The sequence below is a fragment of the Sulfodiicoccus acidiphilus genome, assembly GCF_003967175.1.
Lineage (GTDB): Archaea > Thermoproteota > Thermoprotei_A > Sulfolobales > Sulfolobaceae > Sulfodiicoccus > Sulfodiicoccus acidiphilus.
Genome location: NZ_AP018553.1, coordinates 448,605 through 468,749, shown reverse-complemented (window position 1 = coordinate 468,749; position 20,145 = coordinate 448,605). Strand labels below are relative to the sequence as shown.

Below are 20,145 nucleotides of genomic sequence, written 5' to 3'. Positions count from 1 at the left end.
CTTCATGACGAAGGAGAATTCGGGAGAGGAGCCGTCTCTAGAAATAGAAGATCCCTTCACAGAGGGGGCAGCGTACGCTTCCTGGTACAGGAAGCATGAGGCAGTCTACAGGAGCGAGGCCTCTGCGGTGGCGAAGTTGAGGCTCAGAGACTGTCTGGACGTAGGAGCTGGAACTGGTGCCTTCCACGAGGTCATAGAGGGCTTGGTAGTTTCCCTAGACATCTCACCCTACATGCTTCAGGAAGCCAAGGGAGAGAGGGTGTTGGGGGACGCACTCGCCCTCCCATTTCGTGACAGATCCTTCAGGACTTCCTTCGTGGCCTCGACCTTGTGTTTCGTGGAGGACGTTGAGGGCCTACTGCGGGAGATGAGGAGAGTGAGCCGCGAGGCCATAGGACTTTGCTTCATTCCCTTGGACTCGCCCTTGGGAGAGCGATACTTTAGAATGGGTAAAGGGGGACACAAGTACTATTCTAGAGCCAGGTTTCTAACTAGGGCGGAGGTGTACTCGCTTCTTCGGGACTTTCGCGTGGAGCTGACATACTCGACCCTCACAAAGGGAGAGCTGACTGAGGAGGTGGAGCCTGCCGTGGAGGGAGATGCAGGCTCGTTCGTCTGCATAAGGGCCTGTCCCAGGTGATGAGAACGAACAGTACTGAGCTGTGAGGAGGGATCCGAACCCTGAATGTGGGACTAGCCCCACTCTAGATGCCCCGCAGTTAATGTGGTCAGAGGGGTAACTCATTTATCTCTCCTTCACCTGCCCCACTATGGTGGTAGTCAGAATACTCTACTCGTCCAAGGATCCGGTCGGACAGACGATTAAGCAACTAGGGTATGGGTTCGAGGACGTCGAAACGGAAGTAGTGGACTTCACTTATCGAGGCACTGACCCGGCAGTAATGATCTGTAGACACTACAGTAAATCCGGTATACCGACTTTTACAGTCCATCATCCAGGCAACCCCACTGCCGTTAGTAGCGGGGGTGAGCCGCTCAAGCTGGGAGTAGCTTATCCGAGACTGGCCTTCACCGTCCTCGCAAACCTGAGGGGAGCAGATCTGCCCGCGAGTTACGAGGCAACCCATCACGGGCCCACCCTAGACTCTCCACTGGTGTTCGTCGAGCTAGGGAGTAGGGAGGAGGTTTGGCGGAACGCTAAATACGTCAAGTTCTTGGTGGACGCCGTAGAGAGTGCGGTGGACTCGTACACCGAGATCCAGTGCACGAAGGCTGCTGGAATAGGGGGTGGCCACTACGCCCCCTCATTCACGAGGATGGAGACCCACTGCTTCGGTCACATAATATCTAGGCACCAACTTCCCGAGGTTTCAGACGTCATATTGAGGGAGGCCATGACTAAGAGCGCTGAACCGCTCGATGAGGTCGTACTAGACGACTTGAACTTCGCGACTAAGAGAAGGGTGAGTTCACTCGCCTCTGAGCTCGGGTTGAGGGTTAAGCTGAGACAGCACGCTTGGAAGTAGGACGGGAGCTCCTATCGTCAGGAGCTTCACCCTTCCTTCTCCATATAGGGCGATGGTCATACTGGCGTTTGGAATAGACACTCCCCAGAGTGACACGTCCTCCTCCACGCCAGTTGCGATGGACACGAAGGCCCTGATGGGGTCGTAGTGGCTCACCGCCACCACCACTTCTTCCCCGGCTACGGCTTCGACGAAGTTCGCTATCCTTCTCTTCAGGGAGTCCCAGTTCTCCAGACCTCTCGCCTCTATCTCCTTCCTCATCAACCTCAACTTCCAGTGATCTGCCTCCATGTAAGTGTTGTTAAGTTCGCCTAAGTCCCTCTCCCTCAGTCTACCATCAACCACCGGGATCAACCCCAACGCCTCCCCTATCACAGTAGCGGTCTGGTACGCCCTCAATATGGGGCTTGTGTAGAGCTTGCTTACCATCAACTTTCTCAACTCCCTTGCGGTGAAGCTAGCCTGCTGAAGACCCTCCTCTGTGAGAGGGTACTTATCTGGGTCGTTAGAGAGAACCTTATTCACGTTGGCCACGCTTTTTCCGTGTCTCACGAGGATCAGGATCATGGGGGCATCTCAACATTTCCGACTAAAAACCGTTCGACAGGTGAGACTCCATAATTTATGTTATTATCAATCAAATTAAAAGTCGAGTGTCGACTCTCGCGCGTTGAAGTTCGCGGTGAACAAGATCGGGGGAGTTAAGTAAACCACCCCGTCCTCACGGGCGGGGCTTCGGGGTTTCCAGTACCCTTCGCGGTGCACCTTCATCCCCCCTTCGGGGTGTTTACCTACCCCCGACCTGTACCTCTCGTTGAGGCACGGGCTACGTTGATCGACGCGTTCAAGTCGCGGTTACGTACCACACCGCACTTACGTCTGTATTCCCTTCCGTCCGTGCGGGCAACGTGCCCGCGTCTGTGACAAGTTCTTGATGTTCTAGGACTACGTTTAGTTCGTGCCTCTTCTCTTCATTAGGGTTCAGGATTTTTCCTCGTATTGCTATCTTTACTTCAGCTTTCAGGGAACGTCCCAGATCTTTTCATGTCTGTTTTGATATTTACACTTATACTCCCCGCCCGTAAGGGCGGGGTCTCTGGTGAGTTAAATGAATGGATCTCCGTGGCTCATTATAGCCTCCGCGACCTCTGGTCTCACTAGCTCCCTAGGTGGCGCTTTTCCGCTGGACAGGAGTTCCCTGACTTTCGTACCGCTGAACCTAACTACGTCATCGTGGGGACACACTTTGGAGTTTGTCACACCACCGCACTTCACACAATACCAAGCCTCTGGGAGGAGGATGGGAGTTATCCCAAGATCTGGGAACTGGGAGAACACTTCGTGGGCAGCGTAGGGATGGTAGAAGTTCCCTACTCCGGCGTGGTCCCTGCCCACGATTATGTGGGAACACCCGAAGTTCTTTCTCACTATGGCGTGGTGTACTGCCTCCAGGGGTCCAGCGTACCTCATTTCCGTCCTGAGGACTCCGAACAACACCTTTCCCTGGGGGAAGTAGTTGTCTATCAGCACCCTGTAGGCCGACACCACCACTTCGTCCTTGAAATCTCCCTTTTTCTTCCAACCTACCAACGGGTTCACGAAGAGCCCGTCGTAGAGGGTAAGGGCCACTTTCTGGACGTACTCGTGCCCAGTGTGTGGGGCGTTCCTAGTCTGGAATCCGACCATAGTTTTCCATCCCCTCTCTCTTATAACCTTCCTTACTTGAAAGGGAGGGAGGTAGTGATCTAGGAACTTGTCCCTAGTTCTGTCCAATAGTTCCACTTTCCCCCCAAGGAACTTGTCCCCTAGAACCCTGACCCTGGCCACGCCTGGGTGGGAGGGATCGTCAGTACCGAAGACCCTTTTGTTAAGCTCGTGCAGATCGAAAGAGAACGTGTCCTCGACCTCAATAAGCCCTAAGATCCTTCCTCTATAGGTCAAGGCCACCTCCTCTCCTTCCTCGGACTTCCCAGGTAGTAAAATTGGGATAGTCCAGGGGAGTCCGTCGGGAGTCCTCCTCTCTTTGACGACACTCTCTAACTCCTCCCTTGTCATGAACCCCTCCAAAGGACTGAAGGCGCCGTCCGCAATTGCCTCCAGATCTAGGGCTCTGCCAACGTCCACCTCCACTTTTGGCATCTCCTTTGCCTCCTCTAGGAGTCTCTCCCTTCGTTTCTCCAACGGTATCCTGTTAACTAACTTCCCGCCGTGAGGTAGAGGGATCAACTTCGTCACCTAGAAGTGCATTCCGCACTCCTTCTTCTCTTGCTCCCACCACCACCTGCCTGCCCTCAGAGGTTCTCCCGGTTTCACTGCGCGGGTGCATGGAGCGCAGCCTATGCTAGGATACCCTATGTCGTGGAGTCTGTTGTAGGGAACGCTCTTTGCCCTTATGTAGCTCCACACCATGTCCCACGTCCAGTCTGCCAGGGGGTTGACCTTCGTTATTCCACCGTGGGTGTTGTCTACTTCCACCTTCCCTATGGACTCCCTGGTCTCCGACTGATCCCTCCTTAATCCCGTAATCCACGCCTTAAGTCCCTTGAGGGCCCTCCCAAGGGGCTCGACCTTCCTTACCCTGCAGCAGAACCTCCTAAGCTCGACTCCCCTGTAAAACAGGTTAGGGCCGAATCTCCTCACCATTTCCTCTACCCTCTCTCTGTCGGGGAAGTAGACCTCCACGTTGATCCCGTACTTGTTCCTCACCTCTTCCATAACGTCGTAAGTCTCCTGGGGTAGTCTTCCTGTGTCGATTGTGAACACCCTGAACTTAACGCCCAGTCTATAGGCCATGTCAATTATCACGACGTCTTCGGCACCGAAGCTCGAGGCGATGGCCGCCTCCTCCCCGAACTCCTGGAACGTCCATCTAACTAGTTGTTCAGCGCTCATGGATTCGAAGTCCACGACCTGTTCAACAGCATCAATGTTTTAAGCGTTTCTTCCACAAAGTGCGTTCTTTTTAATGAAGACATTCTTTGTGGGACTAGCTATAGTTATTTTTCCCTCTCCTCTTACTAGTGGGCATAGCAAACGGGAAATTACGGAAGATTATTACGCATGATACCTTCATACTAGTGGCGATGGAAACAGAAAGATCACTAGTTTATATTCTGTATTTATCGAGACTTACGTAATGGAAGGTGTAAATCCTAAATTCAAGACAGATCCTTCGGAGTACAGCGAGGTGGAGAGGGTAAAGATCTCCACCCGTGGGATGAGGATCGACGGGGTTGACGCCTACTCAAAGTTAAGAGACCAAGGCAGGGACGACGTAGAGTCGGAGGCGGTGGACGTGCTTAAGTCCTGCGGGATCTACCTGGAGTTCAACAGGGACAAGGTGAAGAGGGGTGCAGACAGGGACTACATCTACATGGTGAGGGTCGCTATACCTGGAGGAGGTCCCATAACGCCCACCCAGTGGAGAGTTATAGATTCCCTGGCGGACAGGTACACCGTTAGTGACGCCTACACGGGAGAACCCAGGCCGTCGATAAAACTCACCACGAGGCAGGACGTTCAGTTCCACCACGTTAGGAAGACGGATCTAGTTCCGCTTGTCAGGGAACTGGCCTCAGCCGGGGTTTTCCCTCTCAACGGTTGCGGTGACAACGTTAGGAACACCTCCGCATGCCCGTTCTCTAGGTATTCCAAGGTGTTCGACGCTAACTCCCTAGCCAGGGACATAGCTAACTACTTCAAGCTACCTACCACAGCCTTCGTTCAGATATTCGAGCTCCCCCAGACTTCTCGATTGGAGGAGAGGCCCCCTGAGGGGAGCTTCTCCTACCCCGACAACCTCTTACCTAGGAAGTTCAAGATAGGAGTGAGCGCCCTTCTAAACGATGGGGAGAGATTGGTAGGCGACGACTGTGTAGAAGTGCTCACCAACGATGTGGGAGTGGTGCCTGTCACTGAGGATGGGAAAGTGAAGGGCTTCAACGTTTACGTGGGAGGATCGCAAGGAGAGAGCAACGCATTTCCCACGTTCTCAGCCATGGCGGTTCCCTTAGCTTACGCAGGCTCTAGAGATGAGCTCTTCTCTGTATTGGATGCTGTGGTGACTGTGCAGTCCGAATGGGGGGACAGGAAGAACAGACACTGGGCTAGGCTCAAGTACTTGGTCTACTTAATGGGGATTCGATGGTTGAGGCAGAGGGTTGGCGAGGTTATGGGTCATGAGCTAACTAGCCCCGTAGAGATCGAGTTGGGCGAGAGAGTCAACCACCTGGGCTGGGCCAAGCAGGAGAGCAACGGGAGGTTTTGCTTCGGTATATTCGTAGAGAACGGCAGGGTTATAGACGGTCCAAACGGTAGGATCAAGACCATGATAAGGTACATCATGGACAAGTACGAGGAGGATGGCATTGAGGCGCTAATAACTTCCCAACAACACCTACTAATCTGCAACATACCCAAGGATAGGATGGCTGAGTTCGAGGGGACCTGAGGACCTTCGGCTACGGATACAGATGCGGGAGGCCGTATAGTAGGCTCAGGGTTAACTCCATAGCATGTGTGGGATTCCCAACTTGCAAGCTGTCCTTCACAGACTCCGAGCGCTTCGAGCCTAAACTCATCGACGTCCTAGAGGAGAAGTGGGGGGACTTGGCAGAGTCGATCGGAGTGTCGGGTTGTGTGGCCCAATGTTCCAGGCCAGCCACCCGGGCCATTGGCTGGGTAGGCTCTGGGTACGAGCTCTACATGCTCAAGCTAGGTGGAACGACGGACGGAAGGCACCAGGGTGAGCCCCTCATCGACTACGAAACGGGGGAGGTCTACCTCTACCAAGTCCCCGCGGGGGAGGTGTGGAAAGTGTGCGACGCATTGATAGAGTTCTACGTGAAGTACAGGGGGCCGGAGGAAGTGGATGGTTCCATGGGATACTTCTTCAGGAGGGTAGGGACGAGAAAGGTGATCGAGTGGCTCAAGTCCCACCCAAAAACTAGGCACCTGATGGCACCTAAGAAAGTCCAATCGAAGTTGCTTGGCTACGCTGAACTGAGGAGGGCTAGGGAATCACTTCAGTCGAGTCCTCAGTCGGGTCGTACTTCAGTTGCTCCCTCGACACTATCCCACGCCTGATCAGCTCCTCGATCTCCCACATTCTGGAGAGCACGATCCTGAGATACTCCTTGGTCACCTCGTCTACTACCTTGAAGCCCTCCTCCCCCCAGTACCGCTCCTGAGAGGCGTAAAGGCATCTACCCCCACAGTACCTCCTATACTCACACTCCTTGCAGACAGCAGGAAGGGGGTCCTCAAGGACCTTGAACCCTCCTACGGTACCCAGCTCTGCCCACTTTTCCCTCACAGCTATGGGACAGGAGAGAACCCTACCGTCGGTGGTGATGGAGAACGAACGGTACCCAGCTCCACACGGTGATCCCACGTACCCTCCATTGAAGTGCGCACTCACCACACCCAAGATGGGAACTATCCCGAGCACTTTCCCTTCCCTCAGCCTCTCTACGAAGAGGTCCACCAAGGCCCTCACCCCAGGCAGGTAGGAGCGTTCGGCCCATTCCTTTACATCCCACCTATCTGTCCACACTACGTTTAACTGCCAGTGAACTTTGTCGAACCCGAGGTCCAGTAGGTGTTTCACGTCCTCGAATATTTCCGTGTCCTGAGTCACAGTCATCCTAGCCACGGTGGGAACGCCCAAGGACTTTAGGTATCTGAAATTCCTGACCACGACGTCGTAGACGTTCTTTCCTCTGTGTTTGTCCGTCAACTCCCTCCTACCGTCTATGGAGAGGAGGGCGACGTTCATTCTCCTCCAATACCTCTCCGGCAGGAGTCTAACCAGCGTGCCGTTAGTTTGCACTCCCCACCTCTTAGCTCTCACACCATCCATGGTCCTCATTATGAAGGAGGGGTTGGAAAGCGGCTCTCCCCCATAGAACACCACGGTGGCGTTCTCGTCCCTCTCTATGATCGACCTTAGGGCCTCTACGTTGTATTTGACCTCCCACGGAACCACCTCCTTCTCGAAGGAACCGCCGCAGTAATTGCAGGTGAGGTTGCACTTCCCAGTTGTGAAGACCAGCCAGAGCATAAGATGTCTCCAGCGCTTTCCTTTAAAAGGACGGCTGGACAAAGAGTGTGGTGCTATGGGAGGTCGTCGCTCGTCGAGATCCCCCGATCGAGAAAGTGAAGTGCATACCTTAGATACTCCTTCGTCGTCGAGCCGCAGAGCCCCCTCCCTTATAAGTTCTTCAGCACAATGTTCCAAAACGTGAAGGTGCTGTCCCCCACCGACGAAGAAGAGCTGGTTCGAGTCTTCAGGTCTAGCTACGGTAGGAAGATTGCTGTTTACGGAACAGGGGCCCACTCCAAGTTGAAGGAGGCGGAAGTGGCCATAACCACAAGGGCTATGAAGTCCTTCGAGGTGAGGGGGGACGAGGTGGAGGCCGAGGCGGGGGTCCTGGTCCCCGACATTAGAGAAGTGGCGGCGCAGGAGGATTTGCTCTTTCCCTCAGTTTATGACGGCTCCTTGGGGGACTGTTGGCCTCTAACGAACCCGGTCCGCTCTCCACCAAGTACGGTAGGCCTTCTCAGTCCTTGATATGGGTGAGAGGAGTGACGGGGATTGGGCTGGTGAAGTGGAGAGGACTTGCTGGATCCAAGGGCCTGATCGGTGCCATATCCAGAGCTAGACTCAAGCTTTACCGAAGGCCTTCTCACGTCTACTCACTCACAGTGGAAGTTGACGGGGAGGCACAGTACTTGGAGACTCTCAAGAAACTCTCCTCCAACGGTCCACTCTCAGTTCTAGTAGTGTACGATGGAGTAGTAACAGTGCACGCTTCGTACGATAGGAAGGTGAGTCCTCGAGCCGAGGAAGGTCTGGACGTAGTTAGGGAGAACGACTCCGACTCCTACCTGGTGGAGTCTAAATTCATCGAGCCGATGTTCTATAGGCTCGCCGTTGAACTCAAACCCACATACGCTTACACCGTCCTCGGGACTCACGTGGCCAAGGTGTACTCCTCCAATAGGGAGGAGCTCTCCAAGTTCGGGAGTGTGCTAGGGAAAGGTGAACTGCCAGCTGCATGGAGGCTGTTAAAGGCATTCCTCGACTTCAGGAGGAGCCTCGTTTAGCCGAACGGCTGAACCCTTTAACTGGCAACCACTTACTCTGAATACAATGAGAGTGAGCATGGTCACTCCCCTCTTTATACCCGTGAGGGGGGAACTGAGGTTCACGTCTACAACCTCTCTAAATGGCTGGTGAGGATGGGGGATCAAGTCACAGTTCACACTACGAGAGACACCTACGAGAGTAGGAGGAGCCTCCCTCGAGTTGACGAGATCGAGGGAATAAAGGTGATAAGGAGGAACAGGATCTGGCGGACCTCCGACCCAATAGTTCACCTTCACAACCTCGGGAAGTTGAGAAGTACTTGGAACCTCTACACTACGTTCGTCCTTACTCTCGGGCTGAGGAAGGTGGTCTTTACACCTCACCATTCACTGACAATAGATCGCGGAAGGGGAGCTACACTGGCCGCTCGACTCATGATGAGGGGCGTTAAGGTTGTGATAGCTGTGAGCGATTGGGAAAAGGAAGAAATGGTGAGACGAGGTGTCCCTTCCTACAAGATAAGAGTGATCCCCAACGGCGTAGAGGACGAGGCCTTCACCTTCCCCAGGGAGAGAACATCCACTTCTAGGCCGTACCTTCTCTTCTTGGCGAGAATATACAGAGCCAAGAGACAGGACGTGGCGATCGAGGCGCTCCAGCACTTACCAGAGGTCGAGCTCGTAGTGGCGGGGCAGGTGCAAGATCGGGAGTACCTGCAGTCCTTGAAGAGGAGGGCCAGTGAGCTAGGTCTTGCGGAGAGGGTGAAGTTCGTTATAGACGTGGATCAGAGAACAAAGTACACCCTAATAGATTCGTCGTTAGCGGTTGTCCTAACCTCGGAGGTGGAGGCAGACGGCCTTGCGATAAAAGAGGCCATGGCCAGAGGAAAACCAGTCATAGTTAGCAACAAGGCCGCCCTGCCTTACTTAGTAGGCCCTGAGAACGGTTTCGTGGTCTCGGACCCGACTGAACTTGCCGAAGCCGCTAGCAAACTCCTTCACAACGAGAGGCTGGTAGCTGAGATGGGTGAGAACAACGCTAAGAAGGCGTTGGAGTGGAAGTGGGAGGCCGTCGCTAAAAGGGTCAGGGCTCTCTACGGCGAGTTGGAGAGCTAATGTAGTGGCGAGATCGGTCTTTGAGGGTTACAGAGGAAAGATGGGAGTCGAGAGTGAGGACGGATGGTTATCTTGTACTAGATTTACATCTATCAGCGACGCCGACTACGCCGTCGCTAACAGTTACCAATAAATCGTGAAATTTATATACCTTATGCCCAAAGTATTTTGAAAGCTTGCTACCACATGTGGATGAATTTTCCCGAAAGGTAGCAAGATGTTACACGAGATGTGCGGGTTTCCCCACATCCATGAACGGGTGTGGGTTGGGGTTACCCCGCTAAAGGGACGGAGAGGGATGAACGGGGCAATGCCCCGCGACTCCGGTGAAGCCCAAGGGCTGAGAATTGGATACAATTTCATGAAAATTCAATGAAGCCCGAACCCCTCTCCCCAGCTCTACTGAGGGGTTAATGGGACTGAGGGGGGAGTAACTAGCTTCTCCCTCTCTGCCGGGACTAGAGCTCAACGACTAACGTCCCGCTCTATTCGAATGGAGGTGATTTCCTGAGCCACACTACCACTCACCAATAGACGTAAACCCAAACGAGGAAAGAAAGACGATCCCTTGAAAGGGAACCCTCTATGGCGGGAAGGAAGGTAGATAGAAGGTCTTCAGCGAGAAGACCTCCTACACCTTTAGCAGGAGAGCTTCCCTTTACTAGGGCCGTTTCTCCAAATTCACCTTATCCTGCCGTTGACTAGGAGGGGAATTTGGAGAGTCTTGATAAAAGACACACTCTCAACGACTGATATCAGTTCCGGTAACTCTCCACTTCAAGGATCCTCGTGGGACACGTGAAACTGAGTCATGAGAATAACATGTAGACCTTGTTACCGTCTAACATTTGAGAGGCCCATTAGGTAGATAGCTAAAGGGAGGTTGTAGTATTTTATGTGACTTTTATCTTAACGGGGTGTCGAGGGGCGAAAGTTCCCTTCAGCGAGGGGTACATCACTCGCGAAAAGTCCTTCATAGCCGAAGACGAGAGCAACCTAACCCTCCACAGACAGTGTATGGCCGTACTCTCTGGACTAGAGTTAGCGCCACTGGAGGGCTAGCCCTGGAACTTCCTATAGAGGCATCACAGGACGGTTCGACGGAACCTCCTCCAAAGGTTAAGAGGGATCAGTTTCTCTCCGAGAGACGGACCTCGAGATTCCCTCCAGTGAGGGCGGGGGTAATTCGATTGAGCTGGTTCTCGAGATCGTTGAGTATTCCTTAACGTCCAGCCAAATTAGGTGCCTAACTCCTTCAGGAAGTCCCCAACCACCCACACTCCTTTTAAGAGTCAGAAACTGACTCTCTATCGTGGCGCGTAAGTTCATTATTGATTGCGATACCGCGGAGGACGACATCACAAGCTTTCTCCTACTGCTCAGGTACGGGGCGGAAGTAGTTGGGCTAACAGTGGTGGAGGGTAACATATCTTTCCATCAAGAGATCAACAATGCCCTCTGGGCCGTGGAGTTCGCTGGAGTCGATACTCCAGTCTTCGTGGGGACGGAGCGGCCGCTGATTAAGTCCTTCGTGACTGTGGAGGACGTCCACGGGAAGGGCGGGATAGGCCAGGAGAGATTGGCACCGAGCAAGGCCAAGCCTAGTCCCAAGCACGCTGTAGACGCCATGATCGAACTTTCGGAGAGATATGCGGGGGAACTCGAGGTCATGGCCATTTCCCCCCTCACCAACCTGGCCATGGCGATCCTCAAGGACAAGAGGTTAGTTGAGAGACTCAAGGCGATTTACATTATGGGAGGGACAATCTACGGTAGAGGGAACATAACTCCTGTGGCCGAGTACAACTTCTGGGTTGACCCAGATGCGGCGAAGGTGGTGCTCAACAGCGGGGCGAAGTTGATCATGTTACCGTGGGAGGTCGCAGTTAGTAACGCTATCGACGAGTCCACTTGGGCCAGGATCCAGTCCATGAACACCAGGATGGCCAGGTACTACGTGGAGTCCTACAAGCACTACAGGGAATTCGCCACCAAGAGGCAAGGAATGAGAGGACACCCTCATCCGGACGTCCTAACTACAGCAGTTGCGATAGATAGGTCAGTTGCAACTGACGTCAGGAGAGAGAGAGTAGATGTGGAGAACTGTGACTGCCTTACGCGGGGAGCCACAGTTATCGACTACTCCAGTCCGGGCCACGTGAGAGGGTACTTCATGGGTGAAGTAAAGCAAATCGGGGAGAGGTGGAAGTGGTTTACAGTGTAGATTACGAGAGGTTCGTGGAGATGTTGATGGGACTCCTCAAGTGGCGCTAGATGGAAGAGGACGTCGCCCCCCTCCTGCGTGAGGGTTTCGCGACTCCGAAAGCGCTCCAGTTCTTCCTAACCTTCGGCTCCGATAGCCGAGCTGAGTACATTTTAGATCTATCGTCCTTATTCGTATAGCCTATACGTGTCCATTTCTCGACGCTTTTCCACGGAAACCGACAAATGGTGCCTGGAGTAAAGCCTAGTGAATTGAATTCGAGTGGCTTAGTGGAGCTGACCTCCTTCTCACCCTTTAGGGGTGAGGCTAGCTGTTAGTCTTGTCAAGAGGGAGGTTCTCTTTCCAAGTTCCCCGGGCTCTTCTCGGTGAGAAACGTGGAGGGGAACGTCTTAGACTTAGCCAAAGAGATAGGCGATTCCGTAAAGTCCTTGTCAGTAGAGGGAGATGAGGTCGGTGCTAGGGCGAAAACTTCTTGGATTCGCTCTCCAGTCTGGCTCGAAGTTGGCTCTAGGACGGGAATTAAGGACATTTGTCGTAACGTCCTGAGGAGATCGGGAGGTGGGAGCAATTATCGGTGTGGAGTTCAGCGCTCCACCATGACAACAGGACAGAGCTGGGAAGCAGGAAACTCCGCCCTTTTGGGGCTCGCGACCTCGACAATGTTAAATAACCTGTTAGGTAAACTACCCCGCCCTCACGGACGGGGCTTCGGGGTTTCCGGTACCCTTCGCGGTTCACCTTCATCCCCCTTCGGGTTGTTTACCTACCCCCGACCCGTACCTCTCGTTGAGGCACGGGCTACGTTGATCGACGCGTTCAAGTCGCGGTTACGTACCACACCGCACTTACGTCTGTATTCCCTTCCGTCCGTGCGGGCAACGTGCCCACATCTGTGACAAGTTCTTGAAGTATTTCTAGGGTTAATGTATACCACTTTTATACCGTTGATCTTCGCTTTGTACTCTATCATGCTCTGTAGCCTTCTAAACGGCAACGAGTGAAATCTCCTATCGAGTTTCTTGCTCTCCTTGAATTTCTCCCTAATTCCTGTGAGCTTCTCCACGACTATCACTGGGGAAGGGAACTTTTTAGCGTAATCGACGACCTTCTTGGAGATAACGTGAAGCTCATGATTTACCATTCTTCTTTCCTTCCCTCTTAGCCTCTTCACTACGTCAAGCCTCTTCTTTTCCTGGAGCTTCTTCCTTATGTTGAAGTACTCGTGCCTAATTTCCTTAATCCTTGACCCTTCGAAGAAAGTGCCTTTTGTAGGTTTTTCATTAACTAACGCAACTACTGTAGCTAAGTTTCTTTCACCTAGGTCAATACCTATAGGCGTTACTGGCTCATATTTAACGAACGGTTTTTCTAGAATAAGCGTACCATTCTCCATCTCCCTTTACGAGTTCAACTTGTTGTGTAGACCACTCGCTGTTATCGTTGAGTGCGTCGTTCATTAACTTGCCTTGTCTCTCTCCTAACTGTATTGGGTACCAAACCCCTTCACCGTCCAATTGTAGGTACAACCAGTAAGGTGTTAATTTAGTGTCCCTCTTCACGAGCTTGAACGCACGGTAGTTCACCCGTATGGATGTACGGTTTATGTGAAACTCTCTTCCTTTGCTAGCCTTAACATTTTCTACTGCCTTATCTCTCGCTGTTAGTGTAAGTGTGGAAGATAGACCAAACCTCCTTCTAGCCTCTTTGTATGCTTTCTGTTGAAGGAGTTCCTTATCCCTTATCTTAAAGGAGACGAAGAATTTAACAGCCTTCAAGTATCTCTCTAGGGCTACGTTTAGCTTACGCCTCTTCTCTTTATTAGGATTCAAAATTTTTCCTTTTATAGATATCTTAACTTCGGATTTCAAGGAACATCCCAAATCTTTTTATGTCTGTTTTGGTATTTATATTTACACTCCCCGCCCTCACGGACGGGGTCTCTGGCGAGAAAGATGAAGTGTCTTGTGGAACAATCACTGGAAGAGTACAATTAGATTCTTTTGGAAGAATACGCTCACTTCCTGATGAAGAACAGGCCAGTGATTGACATCCCTTTAACCCCTGAGGAGTTGTTAGAGGAAGCTTCGAGGATAAGGGCTAAGGCGAGGGTCAAGGCGGAGCACGGCGTAATCGCAGTAGAGTTGGCTGAACGTGTGGGCGGGCACTGGGCCCACTTCGAAGGTGAGGTGATAGGAGTGTCCAGAACGGTTTAGGTATGGTATCCTACCTTCCTCCTCTACCTCTACTGACATGGACTTTACGGAATCACCAACATACGGCTATTCCATTTCAACGTAAGGAAGTTTAACGGTTGAGGCAGAAGGAAATATACGGATTTCCTTAAACCGCTACATCACAGTCTCGAGGGGGAACTGAACCTATACCCCAGTACGGGAGTATCTGAAGCCTTAACTCCAAGGAGGGGGAACCTAGTACTGACAAGATTCGAGACCCTCGACTCCATTATCCTCCACACACTTCAACTCTGGACGTTTCCTACACGGCCCGAGGTCGTCTCTCAATACCACCGCCCTCCCCTCAACGTCCCAGACGATTGGGTTGTTCTTCTCCGTGATCCTGAGGAACTCCCCTTCGGACAAGGGGATCACCTCGAATGCTGGCGGAAAATTCGTACATTTGCCCCTACACTCTCCTTTCGCTCGTTTCACGTTCGATCGCGAAGAAGGTGGGGGACTTAGCCCTCAACCACTTACCGAACTTAATGGTAGCTGGGTCATGGGGCCCCTTAGAGTTCAACGGCTTGGGCTAGCATCTCCCCTTCTCTCACCCTTTCCGGCACAACCCATATCGCTGTGGAAGTTCATCGTCTATGAAGGGTATTCTACACCCTCTCAGCCCCTAATCAGTTCCTACTGTCCTGAAACCGACTTGGAGAACGACTGATAGAGAGATTTTGTTTTCTTATTCAGAGCGAGAGAATTAAATCAAAAATTTATTTTCAATATACTATTAGTAATAAGTTCGTTAGTCCTCAACTTTTATTTTAATATGGACTAAGGGGTAGAAGATCCCTTTCGGGAGGAAGGACAGCTCCGTGAACCCTCGACCTAGAATATATCCTAGAATATATAATGTAGTTCACCTAGTCTCGTCCATGGCACTTTTCTTCCGTAGGGGGGAACAAAAGATATATCACGTTAATTCCCTCCCAGAGGAAATGAGAGCGGTCCTGAGGTCAGTCATGGACGGGACGCTCTCAGACCTGGCCACAGGGTATGGACTCTCCTACCTCAGTCCTAAAGTGGGAGAACCCATTTTTGTTCACTTTGGGAGACTAACCGGTAAGTTCAAGGACCCCGAGAAGGCCTACCAACTGTTGCTGGACAGGATAAGCGAAGCTGCCCAGCACGGTGAGCCAATTTACTCTCAGTGGTTCCCTAAGGACCTAATCCTCAAGCACTACTGGATAACCTACTACTCATACGTCGACCCCGAAGAGGGGATCCTGCCCGGTATCGCCGCACACCCCATGGCCGCCACCGCTGGAGACAGATTCAGGTTGTCTGAAAGACTGCAGGAACTCTCTCAACTCATCAAAGGAAAGAGCGTCCTGATAGCCACGCCGGCCCTCACTGGACAAGTATACAACAGAAACAGTGCCCTCTGGGGCGCCGAGCCCAGTAAGGTAACGGTTTACGACAAAATGTGGAGTAGAACGGAGGAGGTGGTACAGGCCTTCGCTGACGAGTACGAGGAGTTCCACAGGAAGGTGGACAACGACAAACTCTTCGACAGGGAGAGCTCCGTAAGGCACATGAGGACGATGCTGAGGGTCACTGACCAGGTCAGGTCCGCGATAAATGCGACCGACTCTCTTCCAGAAAGAGCAGACGTGATCATTTTCCCTTACTTCGTTATAGCTCCTCAATTCAGGGTCGAGGCAGAAACTAAAGTAAAGGAAGCGTGGAACAATGTGGAAGGTTTCAGGAAACTTAAGGAAGATGGCAGGTTCTACGAGCTCAACTCTGTGTACGTACTGCTCAATTACCAGACTCTGAACTCGACGCTAGCGGAGTTGGTGTCCAGGTACGGAGGTAGCAAGTTTGTGGCAGTGACCGACAGGAAGGCTCCTCCGTTGGACAAGTGTGCCTCAGGAGAGTGCCCAAAGATACTAGCAGAGATGAAGGTTGAACTAGAGAGGGACTCATTTAAGGTCCTAAGTCCCTGAGGGGAGAACATTTCAATCTCAACTCGGACGGCGAACCCCCCTAGTCGATTTAAAGTTCCCTTGGGAATTACAAAAAATGGGGACGGAAAGCCTCGTAGGCTATATGAATACACCCTCACGGACGAAGTTTGAGTCTTTCTTTTCATAACGTCTATCACTTAAGCTAACTACGCTCCTTCAGAGCTCTACTGTGGGCTCAACGGGATCGAGGGAGAAACTAGCATCAATCTCTTTCCTCTCCTCAAAGGGACTAAAACTCAGGGAGGAAAGTCCCCTCTATTCAGACGAGGGTGACCTTCTGAGCCACCCGACTGCCCCCTCGATAAATATGACCCAGAACCGACTGTGGAACAAACATCCCTTAGGAGGAACCCTTTCAGGACAAGGAGGCGTCGGTCACGTGAAGGCCAGTACAAGTCTCCCTTGCTGAGAGGACGTGAGCTCTTGCATGGAAATCACGAATCTGATAAAACTTGTAGGCTGTGAATTGCCTCACCCCGAAGAGGGACCTTTAGTGTCCGGGGTGAAAGTTCACTAGTTATGCTCTCCCTAAAAGCGAAGCTCACGGTCTTTTGTAAACGCTCAACTTGCCTCAGCTATCACCTGCAAGATCTGTTGCTCTGCCTGCTGTAAGACTGGAGGGAGTTCCCCTTGCTGGAGGTCCTGATACAGTTCCTGTGGGGTCATCTTGGAGAGCTGAGGGAAGTAGGCATTGACAGAAGTGAGCCCTCCTAAAAGCATCCACGTTCCATTGGGTCCGGTGATTATTACTACAGTGGTGAGGTGGTCACCGTAGTCTGCCAAGGACTCCACCTTCCCGCTCAAGTTGAAGGTCGTATTGACGTCGTACTTGACTACAAGGTCGTAAACCCACGGAGGGACTTGTTGCCTCAAAACGTTAAGCCCGAAGTCGATCCTGTTCCCTGTTACTGGCTGACCTGAGGGCGAAGCGTTAAGGTACTCGTTGTAGACGTAGATCGGGTAGAAGGTGACGTTAGAATTGTTACCCGATAGGAAGATCAGCCCAGGTATTTGTATATCAGATGGATCGGAGTAGTGCAACGAGACGAACAAATGTCCTCCTAATGCCTCGTCTAATGGCCAACTTAACGAGGCTCCTATTGGGCACCCTATCCAAGAAACAAAGTAAACCTCTACCTTAGAAGAGTGGCCCTTGCCCACCTTGAAGAACTGTCCAGTTACAGCTTGAAGTGGAGCGTGAGGAACGGAGCCCAGCACGACGAAGGCCACTATCACTGCGGCGAGAACCCCGAACGGAACGTAGATCGCCTTTGAGGGAGAGTCCCTCTTCTTCCTGGCCATGAGCGAACCTATTCGTCTACACTAAATAATTTTTCCAGATCAGATCTTAACCTTCCGCACTTTTCCTCCGCACCTTTCACAGTTGGCCCTCCAACTCCTGTGAGGTGCTCCACAGTCCTCGCACACATACACGAACTTTCTAGTCTCTGTTATCCCAGTGGTTCTAATCGACCTGAACGGCAGTCCCATCGCCTTGAGTAAATTCTGGAGAGAGTAGTCGTCGGTGAAGGTCACCGTCGGTTTCAACTCGACAGCCAAGGCAGCTACAGATACGTCGGTCTCGGAAAGAGTGAACTCGCCGAGCGACTTCGACTTCACCCTCACGGTGGAGAGGCTGCGTTCTGAGGGTGAAGTGATCACCACCTTTCCTGACGCTACCGCGAGCTCCAACAAGTGAACAGATGTGGCGTCCCTCACTTCCCTCAACACGAGGGGAGTAGTGTACACCCGAGGAAAGAGGTTAGCTAACCCCGCGATGAAAGGTGAAGTGTCGAAAACCACTCTTTCTGTCAAGGATCCTTCCTCAGTATTAGCTTAACTGGATCGAAATCGAAGAAACGGTATATTGTGACAGGTCGACCGTTAGTCTTTACCTCGATCTCTCCCTCGAGCTTCCCTACCTTGTTGCCGTCTATTACAACGTTAATGTGAGGCTCCTCTCCGGAGGGAAGTACCGAGACTCTCACTGTGGGGTAATTCACTACTAGGGACCTCATTGGTGTGAGAACTGGGTTTATGAGGGTCACTACGGTTCCCATGACCGACCTATCCACATACGGTCCTGCAGCCGATAGCGACCACCCTGTACTTCCCTGTGGGGTAGCTACAATGAGTCCGTCTCCATCGAACGAGAACTCGGTCCCACAGCTAACCTTGAAGGTAGCTGTTCCAACTCCGTCGGTCAGTAGAGCAACGTCGTTGAAGGCCCTGTAAGTTTTCCCAAACAGGTCGAGCTCGAGGGTTCTATAGTTTTCCTCCCTGAAGTCCCCCTTCTTCAACCTCTCCACCACCTCTTCGAATCTCTCAGGGGGGACGTCCATGAGTAGCCCCCTCTTTCCAGCCCTCACGGCTATGATTGGCCTCCCCAGGGCAACTGCCCTCAACAGCGTCCCGTCTCCCCCCACGGCCACCACCGCGTCGAAGTCCCTTTCCTCCACATCTACCCCGTGTGCCCTTAACGAGGCCTCGACTTTGGCCAACAGAGGCTTCAACTCAGTTGATGGCTTAGATACTACCCTGACCCTCATTCAGTCCCACCTTCCTCCCGAAAGATTTAAGCTTCAACTCCCTTTCCCGACATCGTGAAAGGTTGGCTGGTACTGCTATCTCGTGTGTTCTACGCCATGTCCTGGTTTTACCTCTCCCCAGTACTTCCACTCCTCTCCCAAGAGCTAGGGTTTCCACTCTCCCTCTCCGGACTGGTACCCACATCTTTCTTCCTAGGAGCAGGAAGCATGCAGCTCCCATCGGCTTTCCTCTCAACCAAATTGGGCATGAAGAGGACCATGGGGTTGGGCTTGGTGATTATGGGGCTGGGCAACGTAGTGGTCTCTAGAGCAGGGAACTTCCCTCAGCTCCTGGTGGCATACGCTATAGTGGGAATAGGGGCCTCCATGTTCTTTTCCTCTGGAGGAGGAATGCTAGCCTTCCTTAACTCGAGGGCCTCCACAGTTCTGGGGGTGTACAACGCCCTCTTCTCCGTGGGAGGTATATTAGCGTTCGCTTACGGCGAAGTTGAGCTCCGACTGGGTTGGAGGTTTCCCGTCGCTGTACTTGGTTTGGTGACATTGGCCCTGGGTTTGGTCACCCTCACCTCTTCTCTCCCAAACCCAATGGGAAAGTGGAGTACGATCAGGGACGCGAGAGTGTTACTGCTGGGACTGGCAACCTCGGGAGTTTGGGGAGCCTACTTCGCAGTAGGAAACCTCTTTCCCACCTTCGCGTTCCACTTCGACGACGTGTCCCTGGAGTACGCCTCCTCCCTGTCCAGTCTACTGCTGGTGTCGGCGGCCTTGGGCGGAGCTATAGCTTTCGTAGGGGACAGGGTCAGAGGACTCTTAGCTTTGATAGTACCGTCGGTGCTCTCCCTGGCCTCCCTGGCCTTGCTTTACCTCAACCTGGCCGTAGGACTCTTTTTAGTTGGCATGTTCAACGAGCTTGCCATAACTGTAATGTACGCTAGGGCAGCCACTGTGGTAGGCTACACTAACGCCTCCATTAGCCTCGCCGAGGTCAACTCTCTCAACATGTTATGCGGCATTTACTTGTCCGCCGTGGCACCGCTCTTCGGGTTCGAAATGTGGATAGCGATGGCCTTACTAGGACTCATTCCCCTCTCCTTATTGGCCCTGTACTCCTTAGTCTCAAGGAACACGGCAGGGCGAAACTTTCGTTGATCAATTCGAGCTCCCCAGTGAAATTGAGTAACCTGAGCTTGAAAACCTTCTCCCTCGGACCTCCGTTTAGCCTTATGGTGACCCAGCTGTTTGCACCCTCCACCACTATGGCACACCTACCCTCCACTCCCACTTTGACTGACTTCCTCGGGGCTATAGTGAGGAGGACCTCGTTGAAGTTTTCTCCCACGTACTCCATCGCGCCGCGTGTAAGCTTCCTGTAAGTGGCACCCCAAGCGTAGCTCAGGATCGGTAGGGGCAGGAGAGCCAAGAGGAACAACAGGGAGCCCACGGGCTTCCTAGCTCTAAGCGAATAAAAGA

General features: G+C 52.5%; 22 protein-coding genes and 2 pseudogenes. 12 read left to right on the top strand and 12 right to left on the bottom strand.

The features are described 5' to 3' along the window. The first annotated feature begins 4 nt into the window (after positions 1-4). Together HS1genome_RS02600 and HS1genome_RS02595 are read left to right on the top strand one after the other, a co-directional pair. Positions 5-640, top strand: coding sequence for a class I SAM-dependent methyltransferase (locus HS1genome_RS02600; RefSeq protein ID WP_126449420.1), 636 nt, complete (start codon positions 5-7; stop codon positions 638-640). A 130-nt stretch (positions 641-770) separates the two neighbouring features. After that, entirely contained in the window at positions 771-1,487 is a 717-nt protein-coding gene (locus HS1genome_RS02595) for a D-aminoacyl-tRNA deacylase (RefSeq protein ID WP_126449418.1), read from the top strand. On the opposite strand, the gene HS1genome_RS02590 is transcribed toward HS1genome_RS02595, so the two are convergent. The 4 genes and pseudogenes from HS1genome_RS02590 to HS1genome_RS02575 all read right to left on the bottom strand — a co-directional run bounded on the left by HS1genome_RS02590 (position 1,431) and on the right by HS1genome_RS02575 (position 4,394). Then, positions 1,431-2,054: a 2,3-diphosphoglycerate-dependent phosphoglycerate mutase gene (locus HS1genome_RS02590; RefSeq protein WP_126449416.1), complete on the bottom strand. Its 624-nt coding sequence runs from the start codon at positions 2,052-2,054 to the stop codon at positions 1,431-1,433. The two genes, HS1genome_RS02595 and HS1genome_RS02590, sit on opposite strands and share 57 nt — an antisense overlap. Positions 2,055-2,278: 224 nt before the next feature. Then, a pseudogene (locus HS1genome_RS12470) lies at positions 2,279-2,377 on the bottom strand (hypothetical protein); the annotation flags it as partial. Between the two features lie 214 nt (positions 2,378-2,591). Beyond that, positions 2,592-3,713, bottom strand: coding sequence for a sulfate adenylyltransferase (gene sat / locus HS1genome_RS02580; RefSeq protein ID WP_126449415.1), 1,122 nt, complete (start codon positions 3,711-3,713; stop codon positions 2,592-2,594). Positions 3,714-3,722: 9 nt separating this feature from the next. After that, on the bottom strand, positions 3,723-4,394 hold the full coding sequence (locus HS1genome_RS02575; protein ID WP_268243608.1) for a phosphoadenylyl-sulfate reductase: 672 nt from the start codon (positions 4,392-4,394) through the stop codon (positions 3,723-3,725). Positions 4,395-4,623: 229 nt separating this feature from the next. On the opposite strand from HS1genome_RS02575, the gene HS1genome_RS02570 reads away from it, so the two are divergent. Together HS1genome_RS02570 and HS1genome_RS12465 are read left to right on the top strand one after the other, a co-directional pair. Then, on the top strand, positions 4,624-5,937 hold the full coding sequence (locus HS1genome_RS02570; protein WP_232018778.1) for an assimilatory sulfite reductase (NADPH) hemoprotein subunit: 1,314 nt from the start codon (positions 4,624-4,626) through the stop codon (positions 5,935-5,937). 68 nt (positions 5,938-6,005) lie between these two features. Then, complete coding sequence (locus HS1genome_RS12465) at positions 6,006-6,572, top strand: hypothetical protein (protein ID WP_232018777.1); 567 nt, start codon at positions 6,006-6,008, stop codon at positions 6,570-6,572. Here HS1genome_RS12465 and HS1genome_RS02565 read toward each other — a convergent pair. Beyond that, positions 6,499-7,548, bottom strand: a complete 1,050-nt coding sequence (locus tag HS1genome_RS02565) for a TIGR04084 family radical SAM/SPASM domain-containing protein (RefSeq protein WP_126449413.1) — start codon at positions 7,546-7,548, stop codon at positions 6,499-6,501. The two genes, HS1genome_RS12465 and HS1genome_RS02565, sit on opposite strands and share 74 nt — an antisense overlap. Positions 7,549-7,728: 180 nt before the next feature. On the opposite strand from HS1genome_RS02565, the gene HS1genome_RS02560 reads away from it, so the two are divergent. The 5 genes and pseudogenes from HS1genome_RS02560 (at position 7,729) to HS1genome_RS02540 (ending at position 11,916) form a co-directional block, all read left to right on the top strand. Further along, positions 7,729-8,058, top strand: a complete 330-nt coding sequence (locus tag HS1genome_RS02560; RefSeq protein ID WP_158613689.1) for an FAD-binding protein — start codon at positions 7,729-7,731, stop codon at positions 8,056-8,058. Then, positions 7,998-8,594, top strand: coding sequence for an FAD-binding oxidoreductase (locus HS1genome_RS02555; protein WP_158613687.1), 597 nt, complete (start codon positions 7,998-8,000; stop codon positions 8,592-8,594). Before HS1genome_RS02560 ends, HS1genome_RS02555 begins: the two co-directional genes overlap by 61 nt. Positions 8,595-8,615: 21 nt before the next feature. Continuing rightward, positions 8,616-9,692 carry a glycosyltransferase family 4 protein gene (locus HS1genome_RS02550; protein WP_269470939.1) on the top strand — a complete coding sequence of 359 codons (1,077 nt, stop codon included), beginning with the start codon at positions 8,616-8,618 and terminating at the stop codon, positions 9,690-9,692. Between the two features lie 226 nt (positions 9,693-9,918). After that, positions 9,919-10,068 (top strand): annotated as a pseudogene (locus tag HS1genome_RS12460) (RNA-guided endonuclease TnpB family protein); the annotation flags it as partial. A gap of 936 nt (positions 10,069-11,004) precedes the next feature. Next, entirely contained in the window at positions 11,005-11,916 is a 912-nt protein-coding gene (locus HS1genome_RS02540; RefSeq protein ID WP_232018776.1) for a nucleoside hydrolase, read from the top strand. A 763-nt stretch (positions 11,917-12,679) separates the two neighbouring features. Here the strand turns inward: HS1genome_RS02540 and HS1genome_RS12455 are convergent. Both HS1genome_RS12455 and HS1genome_RS12450 read right to left on the bottom strand, forming a co-directional pair. After that, positions 12,680-13,309: an RNA-guided endonuclease InsQ/TnpB family protein gene (locus HS1genome_RS12455; protein WP_232018761.1), complete on the bottom strand. Its 630-nt coding sequence runs from the start codon at positions 13,307-13,309 to the stop codon at positions 12,680-12,682. After that, positions 13,269-13,784 (bottom strand): hypothetical protein, encoded by a 516-nt coding sequence (locus tag HS1genome_RS12450; RefSeq protein WP_232018775.1) that lies wholly within the window; start codon positions 13,782-13,784, stop codon positions 13,269-13,271. The genes HS1genome_RS12455 and HS1genome_RS12450 overlap by 41 nt, the downstream gene beginning before the upstream one ends. 156 nt (positions 13,785-13,940) lie before the next feature. Here HS1genome_RS12450 and HS1genome_RS02530 point away from each other — a divergent pair, with 156 nt between their 5' ends. Further along, positions 13,941-14,129, top strand: a complete 189-nt coding sequence (locus tag HS1genome_RS02530; protein WP_126449407.1) for a hypothetical protein — start codon at positions 13,941-13,943, stop codon at positions 14,127-14,129. Between the two features lie 216 nt (positions 14,130-14,345). On the opposite strand, the gene HS1genome_RS11935 is transcribed toward HS1genome_RS02530, so the two are convergent. Then, on the bottom strand, positions 14,346-14,516 hold the full coding sequence (locus HS1genome_RS11935) for a hypothetical protein (RefSeq protein WP_158613685.1): 171 nt from the start codon (positions 14,514-14,516) through the stop codon (positions 14,346-14,348). Between the two features lie 455 nt (positions 14,517-14,971). On the opposite strand from HS1genome_RS11935, the gene HS1genome_RS02525 reads away from it, so the two are divergent. After that, positions 14,972-16,105, top strand: coding sequence for a hypothetical protein (locus HS1genome_RS02525; protein ID WP_126449405.1), 1,134 nt, complete (start codon positions 14,972-14,974; stop codon positions 16,103-16,105). 582 nt (positions 16,106-16,687) lie between these two features. On the opposite strand, the gene HS1genome_RS02520 is transcribed toward HS1genome_RS02525, so the two are convergent. From HS1genome_RS02520 to HS1genome_RS02510, 3 genes are read right to left on the bottom strand one after another with little or no spacing between them, the layout of a single operon-like run. Next, positions 16,688-17,428 carry a DUF929 domain-containing protein gene (locus tag HS1genome_RS02520; RefSeq protein WP_126449403.1) on the bottom strand — a complete coding sequence of 247 codons (741 nt, stop codon included), beginning with the start codon at positions 17,426-17,428 and terminating at the stop codon, positions 16,688-16,690. 39 nt (positions 17,429-17,467) lie between these two features. Then, positions 17,468-17,941 (bottom strand): NOB1 family endonuclease, encoded by a 474-nt coding sequence (locus HS1genome_RS02515; RefSeq protein ID WP_126449401.1) that lies wholly within the window; start codon positions 17,939-17,941, stop codon positions 17,468-17,470. Further along, the gene (locus HS1genome_RS02510; RefSeq protein ID WP_126449400.1) at positions 17,938-18,675 is read right to left on the bottom strand and encodes an NAD(+)/NADH kinase; all 738 of its coding nucleotides are present in this window, start codon (positions 18,673-18,675) and stop codon (positions 17,938-17,940) included. The genes HS1genome_RS02515 and HS1genome_RS02510 overlap by 4 nt, the downstream gene beginning before the upstream one ends. A gap of 54 nt (positions 18,676-18,729) precedes the next feature. Between HS1genome_RS02510 and HS1genome_RS02505 the strand changes: the two genes are divergently transcribed. Beyond that, on the top strand, positions 18,730-19,824 hold the full coding sequence (locus HS1genome_RS02505) for an MFS transporter (protein ID WP_126449398.1): 1,095 nt from the start codon (positions 18,730-18,732) through the stop codon (positions 19,822-19,824). Here the strand turns inward: HS1genome_RS02505 and HS1genome_RS02500 are convergent. Further along, positions 19,754-20,116: a hypothetical protein gene (locus tag HS1genome_RS02500; protein WP_126449396.1), complete on the bottom strand. Its 363-nt coding sequence runs from the start codon at positions 20,114-20,116 to the stop codon at positions 19,754-19,756. The genes HS1genome_RS02505 and HS1genome_RS02500 overlap by 71 nt on opposite strands. Between the last annotated feature and the right edge of the window lie 29 nt (positions 20,117-20,145).

Bases quoted from the DNA above. Each gene is read 5' to 3' on its own strand.
- HS1genome_RS02600 (WP_126449420.1), top strand. From the start codon at position 5: ATGACGAAGGAGAATTCGGGAGAGGAGCCGTCTCTAGAAATAGAAGAT.
- HS1genome_RS02595 (WP_126449418.1), top strand. From the start codon at position 771: ATGGTGGTAGTCAGAATACTCTACTCGTCCAAGGATCCGGTCGGACAG.
- HS1genome_RS02590 (WP_126449416.1), bottom strand. From the start codon at position 2,054: ATGATCCTGATCCTCGTGAGACACGGAAAAAGCGTGGCCAACGTGAAT.
- HS1genome_RS02570 (WP_232018778.1), top strand. From the start codon at position 4,624: ATGGAAGGTGTAAATCCTAAATTCAAGACAGATCCTTCGGAGTACAGC.
- HS1genome_RS02565 (WP_126449413.1), bottom strand. From the start codon at position 7,548: ATGCTCTGGCTGGTCTTCACAACTGGGAAGTGCAACCTCACCTGCAAT.
- HS1genome_RS12455 (WP_232018761.1), bottom strand. From the start codon at position 13,309: ATGGAGAATGGTACGCTTATTCTAGAAAAACCGTTCGTTAAATATGAG.
- HS1genome_RS02530 (WP_126449407.1), top strand. From the start codon at position 13,941: ATGAAGAACAGGCCAGTGATTGACATCCCTTTAACCCCTGAGGAGTTG.
- HS1genome_RS02520 (WP_126449403.1), bottom strand. From the start codon at position 17,428: ATGGCCAGGAAGAAGAGGGACTCTCCCTCAAAGGCGATCTACGTTCCG.
- HS1genome_RS02510 (WP_126449400.1), bottom strand. From the start codon at position 18,675: ATGAGGGTCAGGGTAGTATCTAAGCCATCAACTGAGTTGAAGCCTCTG.